Annotated in this window: 11 protein-coding genes; 1 reads left to right on the plus strand and 10 read right to left on the minus strand. The window is 71.7% G+C overall.

The features are described from left to right. Positions 1 to 29: 29 nt before the first annotated feature. Positions 30 to 422 (minus strand): VOC family protein, encoded by a 393-nt coding sequence (locus tag J8N05_RS26460; protein WP_210886760.1) that lies wholly within the window; start codon positions 420 to 422, stop codon positions 30 to 32. Between the two features lie 249 nt (positions 423 to 671). Here J8N05_RS26460 and J8N05_RS26465 point away from each other — a divergent pair, with 249 nt between their 5' ends. Then, positions 672 to 1,703 (plus strand): 7-epi-alpha-eudesmol synthase, encoded by a 1,032-nt coding sequence (locus J8N05_RS26465; RefSeq protein ID WP_210886763.1) that lies wholly within the window; start codon positions 672 to 674, stop codon positions 1,701 to 1,703. A gap of 186 nt (positions 1,704 to 1,889) precedes the next feature. Here J8N05_RS26465 and J8N05_RS26470 read toward each other — a convergent pair whose 3' ends face one another. From J8N05_RS26470 to J8N05_RS26510, 9 genes are all read right to left on the minus strand, one after another. Next, the gene (locus tag J8N05_RS26470) at positions 1,890 to 3,146 is read right to left on the minus strand and encodes a cytochrome P450 (protein ID WP_210886766.1); all 1,257 of its coding nucleotides are present in this window, start codon (positions 3,144 to 3,146) and stop codon (positions 1,890 to 1,892) included. After that, positions 3,143 to 3,757 (minus strand): GTP-binding protein, encoded by a 615-nt coding sequence (locus tag J8N05_RS26475; RefSeq protein ID WP_210886768.1) that lies wholly within the window; start codon positions 3,755 to 3,757, stop codon positions 3,143 to 3,145. The genes J8N05_RS26470 and J8N05_RS26475 overlap by 4 nt, the downstream gene beginning before the upstream one ends. Continuing rightward, positions 3,738 to 4,109 carry a DUF742 domain-containing protein gene (locus J8N05_RS26480; RefSeq protein ID WP_210886771.1) on the minus strand — a complete coding sequence of 124 codons (372 nt, stop codon included), beginning with the start codon at positions 4,107 to 4,109 and terminating at the stop codon, positions 3,738 to 3,740. The genes J8N05_RS26475 and J8N05_RS26480 overlap by 20 nt, the downstream gene beginning before the upstream one ends. Then, entirely contained in the window at positions 4,106 to 4,516 is a 411-nt protein-coding gene (locus tag J8N05_RS26485) for a roadblock/LC7 domain-containing protein (protein ID WP_210886774.1), read from the minus strand. Before J8N05_RS26485 ends, J8N05_RS26480 begins: the two co-directional genes overlap by 4 nt. Positions 4,517 to 4,521: 5 nt before the next feature. Next, positions 4,522 to 6,138 carry an ATP-binding protein gene (locus J8N05_RS26490; RefSeq protein ID WP_210886777.1) on the minus strand — a complete coding sequence of 539 codons (1,617 nt, stop codon included), beginning with the start codon at positions 6,136 to 6,138 and terminating at the stop codon, positions 4,522 to 4,524. A 396-nt stretch (positions 6,139 to 6,534) separates the two neighbouring features. Then, positions 6,535 to 7,839, minus strand: a complete 1,305-nt coding sequence (gene ccrA / locus J8N05_RS26495) for a crotonyl-CoA carboxylase/reductase (protein WP_210886780.1) — start codon at positions 7,837 to 7,839, stop codon at positions 6,535 to 6,537. A gap of 49 nt (positions 7,840 to 7,888) precedes the next feature. Next, positions 7,889 to 8,905 (minus strand): alpha/beta hydrolase, encoded by a 1,017-nt coding sequence (locus tag J8N05_RS26500; RefSeq protein WP_210886783.1) that lies wholly within the window; start codon positions 8,903 to 8,905, stop codon positions 7,889 to 7,891. A 27-nt stretch (positions 8,906 to 8,932) separates the two neighbouring features. Then, entirely contained in the window at positions 8,933 to 13,033 is a 4,101-nt protein-coding gene (locus J8N05_RS26505) for a type I polyketide synthase (protein ID WP_210886789.1), read from the minus strand. Further along, on the minus strand, positions 13,030 to 14,838 hold the full coding sequence (locus tag J8N05_RS26510; protein WP_282108167.1) for a fatty acyl-AMP ligase: 1,809 nt from the start codon (positions 14,836 to 14,838) through the stop codon (positions 13,030 to 13,032). The genes J8N05_RS26505 and J8N05_RS26510 overlap by 4 nt, the downstream gene beginning before the upstream one ends. Between the last annotated feature and the right edge of the window lie 67 nt (positions 14,839 to 14,905).

Below are 14,905 nucleotides of genomic sequence, written 5' to 3' on the forward strand. Positions count from 1 at the left end.
GTCCTGACTGCGGTCGGCCCAGCTCGCGCTCAGCCCTGCTTGGGCGCGGTCGTCGCTCCCTTGCGCAGGGTGAACGAGTGGCCCGACGGGTCGGCGTAGCCCCGCTCCTCGTACGGGCCGCCGCCGTCCTTGGCCTCCAGCGCGCGTCCGCCCAGACTGATGACCTTGCGCTCGGCCGCGTCGAGGTCGTCGACGTGGAAGTCCAGGTGCGCCTGCAGGGAGTTCTCGGGGCGCGGCCAGCTGGGCGGGGTCGCGTTCACGTCCCGCCGGAACGCCATCCGCATGCCGTCGGCGCCCTGGATCTCCACCCGGTTCGCCGTCGCGTCGGTCTCCTCGCCGTCGAGGAACTCCTTGTAGAACGCGGCGAGTTTCTCGGGCTCCGAGCAGTCGAGAACCACGAAGCCTGCTGTTACCACTGTCATGTCTCCTCCGAAGACCGGTCGAGCGCGAACGGCCCTCCGCCCACTGCTCGTCGACCGGGTACCCCGTGGCGTGACGAACAGCCCGCGCGACAGGTCGCGGCATAGATCATTTACGATCAGGGCAGCCTCGTAGCGCACATCGAGTCAACTTTCGCCTCAGGAAGCGCAGTTCGAGTCAGCGGACGTCACTTCGGCACGCCCGCGCGCAGGGGTGGGGGCCCTGTGAATTCGTATCAAGGAAGGACGCGAATGCCGCAGGACGTCAGGTTCGACCTCCCCTTCGCCACCCCGGTCAGTACACATCTCGACTACGCCCAGGCCCGCCATCTGCGCTGGGTGTGGGACAAGGGCCTGGTGCGCAGCAACGCCGGCTTCGAGGAGTACCGGTCGTGGGATCTGCCCCAGGCCGCCGCCCGCACCTATCCGCACGCCTCCGCCGACGACATGGTCGTCCTGATGAACTGGTTCTCGCTGGCCTTCCTCTTCGACGACCAGTTCGACTCGGGCAGGCCCGACCGTGCCGACCGCATAGCGGAGGTGGCGCGGGAACTCATCGTCACCCCGCTGCGGCCCGCGGGCATCACCCCCCGGGTGTCCTGTCCGATCACGGTCGCCTGGGCCGAGGTCTGGGCCCATCTTTCGGATGGCATGTCCCTGACATGGCGTACGCGGTTCGCGGCGTCCTGGGGCCGTTTCCTGGTGGCGCACACCGAGGAGGTCGACCTCGCCTCCCGCGGCCTGGCCGGCACGCTCGACCTCCAGGAGTACGCGGCGTTCCGTCGCCGTACGGTGGGCATCCACCACAGCATCGACGCCGGGGAACGCAGCCGCGGCTTCGAGGTGCCCGCCGCGGCGGAGGCGCATCCGCTGATGGAGAGGATGCGGGACCTCGCCGCCGACACCATCGGCTTCATGAACGACATCCACTCCTTCGAGCGCGAGAAACGCCGGGGGGACGGCCACAACCTGATAGCCGTCCTGCACCGCGAGCGGCGCTGCAGCTGGCAGGAGGCGGCCGACGAGGCGATCCGGATGACCTCGGCGTGCCTCGCCGAGTACCTCGAACTGGAGTCGCAGGTACCGAAGATGTGCGACGAGCTGGGCCTGGACGAGGAGGAGCGGGACAGGGTCCGGATGGGCGTCGAGGCGATCCAGCACTGGATCAACGGCAACTACGAATGGGCGCTGACCTCGGGCCGCTACGCCGCGGACAAGGAGACCCCCGCGTCCCAGGCGGAACTGGCGGGCAAGGGCTCCCTGGACGACCTCTTGGCGGTCTGACAACGATATCGCGGCCCCTCTTCGGCACCACCACCGAAGAGGGGCCGCCCCTCAAGGGGCGCGGGGAACTGCGCGCCCGGCCCCCACGCACCCGCAGAGAACCCACACCCCAAAGAACGGCCGAAGGCCCGCCGCCCGCCGCCCGGCGAACGGGCGAACGGGCCTGCGGGCGACGGGGCTACGGGCCTAGACGGCGAACTGAACGGGCAACCGGTCCAACCGTGACTCCCACGTGGACGCGGTAGCCGTGAGCTCCTCCGGAGCCACCGCGAGCCGCAACCCCGGCAACCGGTGCAGCAGCACATCGACGGCGGTCTCGATGATCGCCTGCCCGATGTTCTGCCCCGGGCATTCGTGCGGCCCCCCGCTGAACGCCAGATGCGACTGGTTGCCGTGCACGGAGACACCCACGTCGGGCCGGATCTCCGGATCGATGTTGCCCGCGGTCAGGCCGAGCACCAGCAGGTCGCCCTCCTGGAGCCGGTGCCCGCCGAGCTCCATGTCCGCGGTCGCGAACCGCCCCGGCAGAACGGCCAGCGGCGGAGTGTTCCACATGACCTCCTCCACGACGGCGGAGATGTTCAACTGCCCGCTGATCAGCCCGGAGAGCCGCCCCTCGTCGGTGAGGACCAGTTGCAGCACCCGGGCCAGCAGGTTGCTGGTCGTGGTGTGCGCGGTGATCAGCACCAGCCGCAGATGGTTGACGATCTCGTCCTCGTCGAGGTCGGCGTGGTGTTCCAGCAGCCCGGTGGTGAAGTCGGAACCGGGCTCCACCCGCTTGCGCTCGGTGAGTTCGCCGAGGATCTGCATGATGCGGTCGTTGTGGGCGAGCGCCTCGGCGCCACCCTTGATGACCTGCGCCGACGACTCGGCGAGCCGCCGCCCCTCGCTCTCCGCGAGCCCGAACACCCTGGTCAGTACGAGCATCGGCAGGTACTCGGCGTACTCGGACACCAGGTCGGCGGTGCCCGCCCCGGCGAACGCGTCGATCTGCTTGTTGGCGAAGTGCGTGACATGGCGGCGGATGCCGCGACCCGAGACGGCCTGCAGGTTGTCGGTGACGGCGCTGCGCAGCCTGCGGTGCGGCTCGCCGTCCTGCGACACGCAGTCGGGCCGCCAGCCCACCATCTGTATCAGCGGTGAGGTGCTCTCGACGCGGCCCTCCTTCCAGTCCCGCCAGATCCGCGAATCCCGGCTGAACTGGCGGGGGTTGTCGAGCACCCGCCGGTTCTCCCGGTAGCCGAGCACCAGCCAGGCGGGCACGTCGCCCTCCAGCAGGACCGGCGCGACGGGCCCGTGCTCCTTGCGCAGCCGCCCGTAGATGCCGATCGGGTCGACGGCGGCCTCGGGCCCGTAGAGCCGGGTGAGGTCCGCTCCCCCGCCGTGCGCGACCGGGCAGCCGCGCGGGGCTTCGGGGCCGTCGTTTAAGGGCTGCTCGGTCATCGGGACTCCAGTGCGACCGCGGAGCGATCCTTGAGGTGCCGTATCAGCGCGATGAGCACATCACGGCTGGAGGCCCGGTCGCGGGCGTCGCAGGCCACCACCGGGATGTCCGGGGAGATGTCCAGGGCGTCCCTGATCTCCTCGACCGGGTGGTCCTTGGAGTCCGGGAACACGTTCAGGGCGATCACGAACGGGACGTTCTGCCGCTCCATCTCCTCGATGGCCCGGAAGCTGGAGGCCAGCCTGCGGGTGTCGACGAGGACCACCGCTCCGAGGGCGCCTTTGAAGAGGCCGTTCCACAGGAACCAGAATCGTTCCTGCCCGGGGGTGCCGAACAGGTAGAGCATCAGCTGGTCGTTGATGCCGATCTTGCCGAAGTCCAGGCTGACCGTGGTCTCCTGCTTGTCCGCCACCCCGATCAGGTTGTCGACGTCGGCGCTGGCCTGGGTCAGCGTCTCCTCGGTGGTGAGCGGCTTGATGTCGCTGACGGACCGGACCATGGTGGTCTTTCCGGTGCCGAATCCGCCGGCGATCATCACCTTCACCGAGCGGGCACCGGCCGCGCCGTCGGCCGGATCGCGGTCGGGATGGTCAAAGCCTTTGAAGTCCACTGAGTACCTCCTCAAGGAGCGCGAGGTCGGGCCCGCGACCGGCGCCTGACGCCGGGATGGGATCACGGGCCTCAACGCGGCCTGCGTCCAGCAGATCGGCCAAGAGCACCGCGAGAATGTTGAAGGGCAGTCCGAGGTGGGCGCCGAGTTCGGCCACCGACAACGGATCACGGCAGCGCCGGAGGATCTCCTCGTGTTCGTGCTGAAGGCCGGGACCGGCCACCGCACGGGAGGTGATGAGGGTCGCCACGTCAAGGCTCGACGACGAACCGCCCGGTCCGCTGCGACCGCCCGTGAGGACGTAGTAGCGCTCAAGACCGGACGGGTCCGTGGGTCGACGGGGACCACTCATCCAGAGTGCTCCTCCAGGCGCGGAGTGGTGCCGAGGAGCTCACCCATCCTGCGGGCCAGGTCCCTCATCTGATGGCCGAGGAGGCCCTGGTCGAGCCCTTCCCTGGCCAGGACGCCGAGGTAGGTCTCCACACCCGCGCGCACCACGAAGAGGTGACCACCGTCGACCTCGATCATCGCGAGGCGCAGTTGCCCGGCGTACTTGGGGAACTGCTCGGCCACCGGCTGGGCCAGCGCCTGCAGTCCCGCCACCACGGCGGCGAAGCGGTCCACGTCGTCGGGGTCGTCCGCGCCGTAGGAGGTGATGGCCTTTCCGTCGCTGGAGGCGACAAGGGCGAAGCGGATCTCCTTGATGCTGTCGACCAGATCGCGGAGCGCCCAGCTCACGTCGGTTCCCTGTTGCGTCATGAGGACTAGTCGCTCTCTTCCGTGCGGTGCTCTGTGGACTCGGCGCCGGAGGCCGGCTCACGGTCGGCGATCGGCTCACGCCCGGCCGTGGCGAAGGCGGCCAGGCCCGTGAAGGACGCGTCCGGCGGTACCGCGTGCGAGGCGGTGGCGGTGGAGTCGTCGTCCTGTGCGGCCGGCTCGGGACGCTCGGACCCGGGTCGCCTGCGGCGCCTGGGCAGACCGCCGGGTGTGGTGTCCCCGGTCTCCTCCGGCTGCGCGGCCGTGTCCGCCGTCTCGCTCCCGACGGCCTCGGTGTCCGGCGCGGCCGTGACCTGGGCGGCCGGGGCCGGTGCGGTGACGGCGGCGGGCAGCTGGCTGAAGTACTTGTGAGGCACCACGACGACCACCGAGGTACCGAGCCAGGGCGAGTCCGCGAAGGTGACCCTGATGCCGTACCGGCGGGCCAGTACTCCCACCACCCGCAGACCGAGGTGCGCGTCCTCGGACACGCCGCCGATACCGGGGCCGGGGGCCATGCCTTCGAGCGCCTGGAGCGCCTCCTGCTTCTTCTCCTCGCTCAGGCCCTTGCCGGAGTCCTGGATCTCGACGCCGACGCCGTTCGGGACCTCCTTGCCCGACACGATCACGGGCTCGGTGGGCGGGGAGTAGCGCGCCGCGTTGTCCAGCAGATGGGCGAAGATCAGCGTGAGGTGGTCCACCAGACCGCCGTCGACGCCCAGTTCGGGCAGGTACTGCACCTGGACGCGGTCGAAGTCCCTGATCCGGCCGATGCCGCCGCGCACCACACTGAGCAGCCGCTGCGGTTCCTGCCACTGACGGCCGGGCCGGTCGGTGCCGCCGAGTACGCCGATGCTCGCCGCCAGGGAGTCGGCGGGGCCGAGCTCCTGGTCCAGCTCCATCAGCCCCTGGGCGACGGACGGCAGCCTGCCGTGCTCGCCCTGCATCTCGTGCAGCCGGCCGCGCAGCTTGCTCGTCAGTACATGGATACGGCTGCCGATGCTGACGACGGCCTGCTCGGCGGAGGTGGAGCGGTCGAGCTCCTGCTCCACACCCATGAGGGCGGTCCTGAGCGCCTTGCGCAGCGCTGCCTGCAGATCGGCGCCGACGTCGGCGCCCTGGCCGGCCGTGGGCAGCAGGTCGTCGATGGAGTCACCGGCCCGCAGCCGCTCCAGCGCCTCGGGCAGCAGTGCGTCGGCGAGCCGGGCGACCGCGGCGAGCTGGCGGTCCAGCTGTTCCTGCCAGGCCCGGTTCTGCTCGGCGATCCGCGTCTCGTAGGCCGTGGCCCGCTCGGCGAGCTGTGCGTCGTGGGCGGCGCGCTCGGCGGTGTGCTGGCGTTCGAGGCCGGCCACGTGCTGCTGCCACTGCTGGGCGTGTTCGGCCTGCGCGTTTCTGAACTCACCCGCGCTGCTGCGCAGTTGACGCTGGGAGCGGATCAGGAGCCGTACGCTGACGGCGCTCGCGGCCGTGACGACGACGCCGGAGACGATCGCGGGTATTCGGACCTGGTCGGAGCCGACGACCGCGGCGACGACGGTGCCGGCCCCTAAGGCCAGTGGCAGCAGCCACCAGCCGTACCAGGGGACCGGTGCCCGCGCCGCCGGTGGCGGAGTGGCAAGTTCCATCTGCATCCTTCAAAGCAACACGATCGAACAGGGGGGAAACTCGGGGGGCTGCACTCGTCACAGGGTGGTCGACCCCGTGACAGGCATGCATGGAGAGCGAGTAACAACCGATTGTCGTTGCGTCAACTCGCCTCACCTCAGGGAACCTTATCGGTTCCGATCCCCAATGGATCACCGCGCCCGACCCCTCGCCGTGAAGGTTTCGTTACGCTCCCACCAGGCCCTTTGCCTCGACAAATCCCTTGACTCCCCATCATGATCCAACATGGGCGGGGTAAATAGGTGCATACGCCACGGGCTACTGGCCGGGATCCGTCCTTCTCATGGCCGAGGCCCCGCCGTGAGCGACGGGGCCTGGACGCGTCCGAGCCATTACCGCGGGTTACTACGATTTGGTCACGCCGGGCGGGCGACCTGCTCCCTGCGCGCCTGGTCGGTGACACCGAGACCGGGCTCCGGGGCCAGCGAGAGGACGCCGACCTTGCCCAGGTGGGTGTTGCTCTGGACCAGTCTGGCCGCCTCCGCCGTGTCGGTGAGGGGATAGGTCTCGGTGAGCGCGGGGGCCACATGGCCGAGGTCGAGGAGACGGTGCACGGCGGCCTGCTCATGGAGGTTGGAGCCATGGCTGCCGATGACCCGCTTGAGCCGCATCCACAGATAGCGGTTGTCGAACTCGTGCTGGTAACCGGTGCTGGAACCACAGGTGACCACCGCGCCACCACGGCGGACGACGAAGACGGAGACACCGAACGTGGCCCGGCCCACGTGCTCGAAGACGATGTGCGGGTCCTCCCCCGTCGCGGCCCGGATCCGCCTGCCGAGGCGTTTGCCGACGACGGAGGGGTCCGCGGGCGCCTCACCGCCGCCGAGCCCGATCTCCTCCCGGTCGATGACCACGTGACACCCGAGGCGGCGGGCGTACTCCGCCTTGCGCTCGCTGCTGACCACACCCACGGCGATCCCGCCGCCGTTGCGGACCAGTTGGACCGCGTACGCGCCGAGCCCGCCGGCCGCCCCCCAGATCAGGACCACGTCGCCCTGGGTCATCCGGGCACCCCGGTCACTGACGAGCATGCGGTACGCCGTGCCCGCGCACAGCGGGTTCGAGGCGGCCTCCTCCCAGGTCAAGTGGGCCGGTTTGGGCAGGAGTTGGCTGGCCCGGGCGACGGCGTAGTGGGCGAGTGCGCCGAAGTTGGTCTCGAAGCCCCAGGCCAGCATGCCGTTGCCGAGCATGCCGTCGGCGTGGGTCGCCGGGTCCTCCTCGTCGACATAGACCGGGCTCACCACGACCTGGTCGCCGACCTGCCATCTGCGCACACCCGAACCGGCGCGGACGACGACTCCGGAGGCGTCCGAGCCGATCACGTGGAACGGCTGGTCGTGCCGGGCCGCCCACCGGTCCTGGCGGCCGAAGTGCTTCAGGAAGGAGAAGGTCGGGATGGGCTCGAACATCGCCGACCAGACGGTGTTGTAGTTGATGCCGCTCGCCATGACGGCCACCAGCACCTCGTTCGGGGCGAGTTCGGGCATCGGTACGTCACCGAGGTGGATCGACTTGCGGACGTCCTTGTCGGCCACTCCGGCGAAACTGTCCACGTCCTCCGCGCGCAGATGGGCGGCGGTGTAGCGGCCGGGGACGGGAAGGTGGGCCAGTTCCGTGCGGTCGGCTCCCGCGACGACGGCCTGCGCCAGCGCGTCCATGGTGGTTCCTCCTTGGGTGGGGGTCGGCTCGGGTCCGCTCGGGCGGAGGTCAGCTCAGGCCGAGGCCTTGCGCGAGCGTCGGCCAGGACGCCTTGAACTCCTGCCGCCAGTTCGGCCAGGCGTGCGTTCCCCCGCTGTAGAAGTGCACCTGGGCCGGGATGCCCAGGGCGTCCAACTGCGCGGTGAAACGGTGGGCTTGAGCCCAGAGCGTGCCTTCCAGGAGGGCGCCTTCGAGATTGCCGAAGTCGCCGCCCGGCAGACCGCTGCCTTGCGAGATGTACAGTCCGGTGCCCTGGAGGGCGCGTGCCTGCGCGTAGGGGTTGTGCCGGTTCCAGTTGTCCCGGTTGAGCAGATAGCTGCCCCACAGGGTCAGCGGGAGCAGCAGTTCCCGGGCGACGATGGCGTTGAGCACGGTCGGCATGCCGAGGGCCGTGGTGTCGAGGATCCCGCTGTACGAGGCCGCCGCGCCGAAGGTGCCGGGGTGCCGTGCGGCGAAGGCCAGGGCGCCGTAGCCGCCGGTGGACACCCCGGCGACGGCGCGCTTCGTCCCGGCCCTGAACCGCTGCTGCAGTACGCCCATCAACTCGTCGACCTGGAAGGTCTCGTAGTCCGGCGCGCCCGCGCTGCCGTAGTTCCACCAGTCGGTGGGGATGCCGGTGGGTCCCGACGAGGGCATCACGGTGAGGACGTCCTGCCCGGCGAGGAAGTCGACGGCGTCCGTCTCCCTGGTCCAGGACGTGTAGTCGTCGTGGGCGCCCTGGAGGAGATACAGGACGGGCCAGGTGCGGTCGGGCTGCGCGGCGTAACCGGTCGGCAGGACGACGCGTACGGGCAGGGAGGCGCCGACGGCCGGGGAGGCGATCGTGAGGTCGACCGTCCGGGCGTCGAGCCACGTCTCGCCCACGACGGTGGCGGTCGCGGCGGCCTCCGCGACGGGGGCGGCGGCTGCGGTGGGTGCGACGGGTGCGACGGGTGCGGCGACGGTCGGCGGGGCGGTGAGTACGGCGCCCGTGCCGAGCAGGGCCGTCGTCACCGCGAGAGCGGCACATCTGCGCTTACGAGTCATGGGGCAAGTCCCTTCCGGAGTCCCGCATCAGGAGTCCCGCAGATCGCGTGTCAGCAACCGGGCCAGGTGGTCGACGACCGGTGGGTCGAGCAGTGACAGATGGTGGCCCGGCAGCGGGACGACGGTCAGGTCGGTGCAGTGCGCGTCCCAGCCGAGCGTCGCGTCCTCGCGCTCGTAGCGGGGGTCCCGGACGGTGTGCGGGGCGGGTTCGCTCGCGCGGTAGAGGAGGGTGCGGCCCGCGTATTCGCCAGGCCGGTGGCGTTCGCCGCTGCGCAGGTCCAGGTAGGAGGTCCGCTGGTGTTCGAGGACGGCTTCCGGCGGATCGACGGTGTCTCTGAGCACCTTGATGACGAGGTCGATCCTTCCCGTGTCGTCGAGGTCGGCGAGTTCGTCGTACGGGAGGTCGAGTGGTGTGCCGTAGGTGCGTTCCACGTAGGCGGCGAAGTCGTGGAAGTGGCGGAGGGCCTGCTCGGCCGGGGTGAGGGGGGTGGGGAGGGGGAGGACGGAGTCGAGGAGGACGAGGGCCGTGACTCGGCCGTGGGGGGTGAGGAGTCCGGCGGCCTCATGGGCCACCAGTCCGCCGTACGACCAGCCGCCGATCGCCCAGGGGCCGTCGGGACTCGTCTCCCGTACGCGTCGGGCGAACTCCGCTGCGCGGGCCGGTACGTCGTCGGGTTCTGCCTGTCTGTCGTACCCGTACAGGGGGCGGTCGGTGTCGAGGCTTGCGGCCAGGCGGGTGTAGACGGTGGCGTCGCCGCCTGCGGCGTGGGCGAGGTAGAGGGGGGTGGCTCTGCCGGTGGAGGGGTAGGTGCGCAGGGTTTTTGGGTGCGGGTGCGTTGTGGCTGGTCGCGCAGTTCCCCGCGCCCCTATCGGGGCGTTCGGGTGCGGGTTCGGCGTGGTTGCTCGCGCCGTTCCTCGCGCCCCTGTCGGGGCGTTTGTTCGTGGGGCTGGTGGGGTGGTTGTCAGTAGGTCCGTTACCACACTTAGCGTTGCCTGTTTCAGGAGGGTGGCCGGGGCCACGTCGGTGTTGAACTCCTGTTGTATGGCTGTTCGTATGCGTACGGCCGTGAGGGAGTCCAGGCCCAGGTCCGTCAGTGGGGTGTCGGGGTCCAGGTGGTCGGGGGCGTAGCCCATCACCCCTGCCACGCACAGGCGGAGACGGTCCAGCGGGGTCGTGGCACGGACCGGCGCGGCCTTGAGCGGGGGCTCGGGCGGTGTCTCCTCGCCCGCCCAGAACCGGCGGTGCCGCCAGCGGGGCGGCGGGACGTCCACGATGCGGCCCCCAGGGGCCAGCCCCTCCCGCGGCCGGGTCACGCGCACGCCCTGGACGAGCAGCGTGGCCAGCGAGGTACGGAAGCCCACCGCGTCGTCGGTGCCGCGGCGCAGTGTGGGGACCACAAATGCGTCCTGCGCCCCCGCGTCCCGCAGCGTCTCGGTGAGCGGGTGCGCCTGCGTGGCGTGCGGGGCGACCTCGACGAAGACGCGGTGTCCGTCCTCGGCCGCCGCGCGCACCGCCTGGGCGAAGCGGACGGGGTTGCGCAGGTTGGCCGCCCAGTACTCCGTGTCGCAGGGGGCGGCCTCCCGGGGGTCGTCGAGCGTCGTGGAGTAGCGGCGGCAACGGGGGGACGAGGGCTGGACATCACCCAGCTCCCTCGCGAACTCCGGTAGCAGCGGCTCGACTTCGGGTGAGTGTCCGGCCGCGGACACTCCCAGCGAGCGGGCGAAGCCGCCTGCCTCGGTCACCCGGGCCACCAGTCCCGTGACGTCCTCGGCCGATCCCGTGACCACACTCTGGGTCGGCGAGGCGTGCACGGCCACCTGGAGGGTCTTGAACTCCCGAGCGGCGAGGGGGATTTCGACGGCCGGGAGGTCCACCACCGCCATGGCTCCGCCCCTCAGGCGGGCCAGCAGGCGGGAGCGTACGGCGACCGTGCGGGCGCCGGTCGACGGGTCCAGTTCACCGGACACGACCGCCGCCGCGATCTCGCCGAGCGAGTGGCCGATGACGGCGGCGGGTTCGAGACCGTACGACCGCCACAGTTCGGCGAGAGCGACCTGGATGCCGTACAGGACGGGCATGACGGTGGCGGGGGTCGACAGGTCGGCGTCGGGGCGCAGGCCGGCGCGCAGCGAGAGGCCGGCGTGCTCGCGCAGGAGGGGTTCGAGGCGGTCGACGGCCGCCTCGAACACGGGCTCCGTCGCGAGCAACCGGCAGCCCATGCCCGGCCATTGGGAGCCGTAGCCGGAGAAGACCCACACCATCGGTCCCGGCCCGCCGGGGGCCCCGTGGCCCGTGATCAGGTTAGGAGAGGGAACGCCCTCGGCGAGGCGGGTGAGTGCCGTGACCGTCTCTGTGCGGTCGCGGGTGACGAGGGCCGCGCGGTGCCGGCCGCGGCCGGTGCGGCCCGCGAGGGTACGGGCGAGGTCGGCGTCGCGGACGCGTCGGCTGCCGGGGGTGTCCAGCCAGGCGGCCAGCTCACCGGCGTACGCGCGTACGCGGTCGGTGGTCGGGCCGTCCAGCAGGAGCAGCGCGGGTCGCTCGGCGGTTCCGGACGCGGGCGGCCTCGTACGGGTGGGGCGGTGTTCGGTGAGGACGGCGTGGGCGTTCGTGCCGCCGAAGCCGAAGGCCGAGACGCCGGCGGTGGCGGTGCCCGAGTAGCGGGGCCAGGGTTCGGGCGAGGTGACCACGCGCAGCCCGAGCGCGTCGAGGTCGGCGTGCGGTCCCGGGCGGGTGAAGTGCAGTTGGCCGGGGATCTCGCCGTGGTGCAGGGCGAGCACGGTCTTGACCAGGCCCGCAATACCGGCGGCGGCCTCCAGATGGCCGAGGTTGGTCTTCGCGGAGCCGATCAGGAGGGGCTGTTCCGGGGCGCGGTCACGGCCGAGGACGGTACCGAGGGCGCTCGCCTCGATCGGGTCGCCGAGGGCGGTGCCCGTGCCGTGGGCCTCCACGTAGTCCACGGTCGCCGGAGCGGTGTGCGCCTCGGCGAGCAGGGCGCGCTGGGCCTCGGCGTTGGGGGCGGTGAGTCCGTTGGAGCGGCCGTCGGAGTTGACGGCGGTCGCGCGGATCACCGCCAGGACGCGGTCGCCGTCGCGTTCGGCGTCCGCGAGCCGCTTCAGGACGACGACCCCGCAGCCCTCGCCACGTACGATCCCGTCGGCGGCGGCGTCGAAGGCCTTGCAGCGGCCGTCCGGTGCGAGGGCGCCCGCGCGCTGGAAACCGAGGGTGACGGCGGGGCTCAGGAGCAGGTTCGCTCCGGCGGCCAGTGCCGTGTCGCTCTCGCCCGACATCAGGCTGCGTACGGCGTGATGGACCGCGACCAGCGACGACGAGCACGCCGTGTCGACGGACAGGCTGGGGCCGCGCAGGTCGAGCGCGTACGAAAGGCGGCCCGCGGCGACGCTCAGGGCGGCGCCGGTGGCCGTCCAGGCGTCCACGGCACGGGGGTCGGCGGTCGTGAGGTGCGCGTACTCGTTGCCGCTGATGCCCACGAAGACACCGGTACGGGTGCCCGCGAGCGCGTCGGCGGAGAGACAGGCGTGGTCGAGGGCCTCGCGGGTGACCTCCAGGAGCATGCGGTGCTGGGGGTCCATGGCGGTGGCCTCGTGCGCCGGGATCCCGAAGAACTCGGCGTCGAAACCGGCGACGGCGTCGAGCCCGCCGAGGAAGGCGCCGTGCCGGACCACGTCGTCCGGCAGGTGTGCGGGGTCCGGTACGAAGGGGTCCCAGCGGCCCGCCGGGAGGGTGCCGACGGCATCCTCGCCCCTGGTGAGGAGCCGCCAGTACGCGTCGGCGGAGGTGACACCGCCGGGGAAGCGGCAGCCCACGCCGACGACGGCGACGGAGACGGCGGCCCCGGGCTTGGAGAGGGGGGCGGGGATCGTCGTGGGTTGCTCCTCGGCCAGGTGCTCCGCCAGCGCTTCGATCGTCGGCGCGTCCCACAGCAGTGTGTCCGGCAGCCGCCGGCCCGCCAGTTCGCCCAGCGCGGCCGTCAGGGCGAGCGCGTCCCGCGAGGTCAGACCGGCCTCGGCGAGCGGGCGGTCGTCGGGCAGCTCGCCCGGCGGCAGCCCGTACCAGCCGTGCAGCCGTTCGGCGACCAGCGCGCGGACCGCCGTGCGCGACACGCTCACCGGGGTCCGAACCCGCCGTCGAGGAACCGTGTCCGCGTGGCCGCGCGGGACACCTTGCCGCTGCTCGTGCGCGGCACGGAGCCGGGTGGTACGAGCAGCAGCGCGCCCAGGCGCAGGCCGTGCCGGGCCGATACGGCGGCGCGTACGGCGCGTTCGGCGCCGCGGCTGTCGTCCGCGGTCGGGTCGGCGTCCCGGCGGTGCTCCGCGACCACGACGAGTTCCTCGCCCATGGCGTCGGGCCGGGTCACTCCGAAGGCGGCGAGATGGTCCCGGCGGACCAGGGGGACGACCGACTGCACGGTCTCCTCGATGTCCTGGGGGTAGTGGTTGCGCCCGTCCACGACGAGTACGTCCTTGAGGCGGCCGGTGACGAGCAACCGCCCCTCGTGCAGGGCGCCCAGGTCGCCCGTGCGCAGCCAGTCCTCCCCCGCGCCGAAGCCGAAGGTCTCGGCCGTGAGTCCGGCGTGCTTCCAGTAGCCGAGGCCGATGTTGGGTCCGCGCAGATGGATCTCTCCGACGTGCCCGGCCGGCAGTACGCCGCCGTCGGCGCCGACGATCCGCAGTTCCTGCCCGACCGGGGTGCCGCAGGAGACCAGCACGGTCGACTCCGTGTGCCCGTCGTCCGCCGTCGTCGCCTCGATCCGTCCCGCCGCGAGGGCGTCGGCCCGGCAGGCGACGGCCGAGAGGGGTTCGTCCAGGGGGTTCACGGTCACGAAGACGGTGGCTTCCGCCAGGCCGTACGCCGGGCAGTGTGCCGTGGGGGCGAGGCCCGCGGGCGCGAAGGCCCTGCGGAAGCGTTCCACCGTGCCGGCCCGTACCGGTTCGCTGCCGTTGATGAGCACCCGTACGCGGTCCAGGCGGAGTTCGTCGACGTCCTCGGGGGCCGTGCGGGCCACGCAGTAGTCGTACGCGAAGTTCGGGGCCGCGCTGATCGTGCCCTCGTACGAGCCGAGGAGGCGCAGCCAGCGCGCGGGGTCGCGGAGGAAGTCGGCGGGGTCCATGAGGACGGACGGGAAACCGCCCACGACGGGGGCGGCGATGCTGAGGACGAGTCCCATGTCGTGGAAGAGCGGCAGCCAGCCGACCGTCGTGCTCGTCCGCGGGTCGGCGACGAACGCGTCCAGTGCCTGGCGGGCGTTGGCGACGACGTTGGCGTGGCTGATCATCACGCCGGCCGGGCTGCGGGTGGAGCCGGAGGTGTACTGGAGGTAGGCGACGTCGTCGGGCAGCGGCCTCGGTTCCGGGCTCGACCGAGGACCGGACCCGGGGCTCAACTCCGGTCCGCCGCCTTCGCCGCGCGCGCCGGACCCGTCGCGTTCGAGGGGGAGTTGATCGATGGGGATCACCGGGACGTCCGGGAGCCGGCGGTCCCGTACGAAGTCGCGGATCGCGGGGGTCGCGGTGGAGTCGGTGAGCAGACAGGCCGGTTCGCAGTCGGCGAGGACGGCCGCCAGTCTGCCTTCGTGGCCCGGGAGTTCGGGTCCGAAGAGGGGTACGGCGATGACGCCCGCGTACAGGCAGCCGAGGAATCCGGCGACGTAGTCCAGGCCCTGGGGCAGGACGAGGGCGGCCCGTTCGCCGGGGGACGCGACGGTGACGAGGCGGGCCGCCACCGCTCTGGCCCGGGCGTCCAGGGCCCGCCAGCCGAGCGTGCGGTGCAGACCGCCCGAGGAGCCGTCGGGGAAGGCGACATGGCTGAAGGCGCGTTGCTGCGGACGGTGTGCGGCCCAGTGCCTCAGATGGTCCGTGAGGGAGGGTTCGTCGACGGCGGGCCCGGCGGAGTTCATGGCGGCTCCGGAGGTCATGGCGGCTCCAACTGGGTCGGCGGCGGAGCTGATCGGGACGGCGGGCGGTGGCCGGTGGGGCGGGGCG

The organism is Streptomyces liliiviolaceus (assembly GCF_018070025.1).
Taxonomy (GTDB): domain Bacteria; phylum Actinomycetota; class Actinomycetes; order Streptomycetales; family Streptomycetaceae; genus Streptomyces; species Streptomyces liliiviolaceus.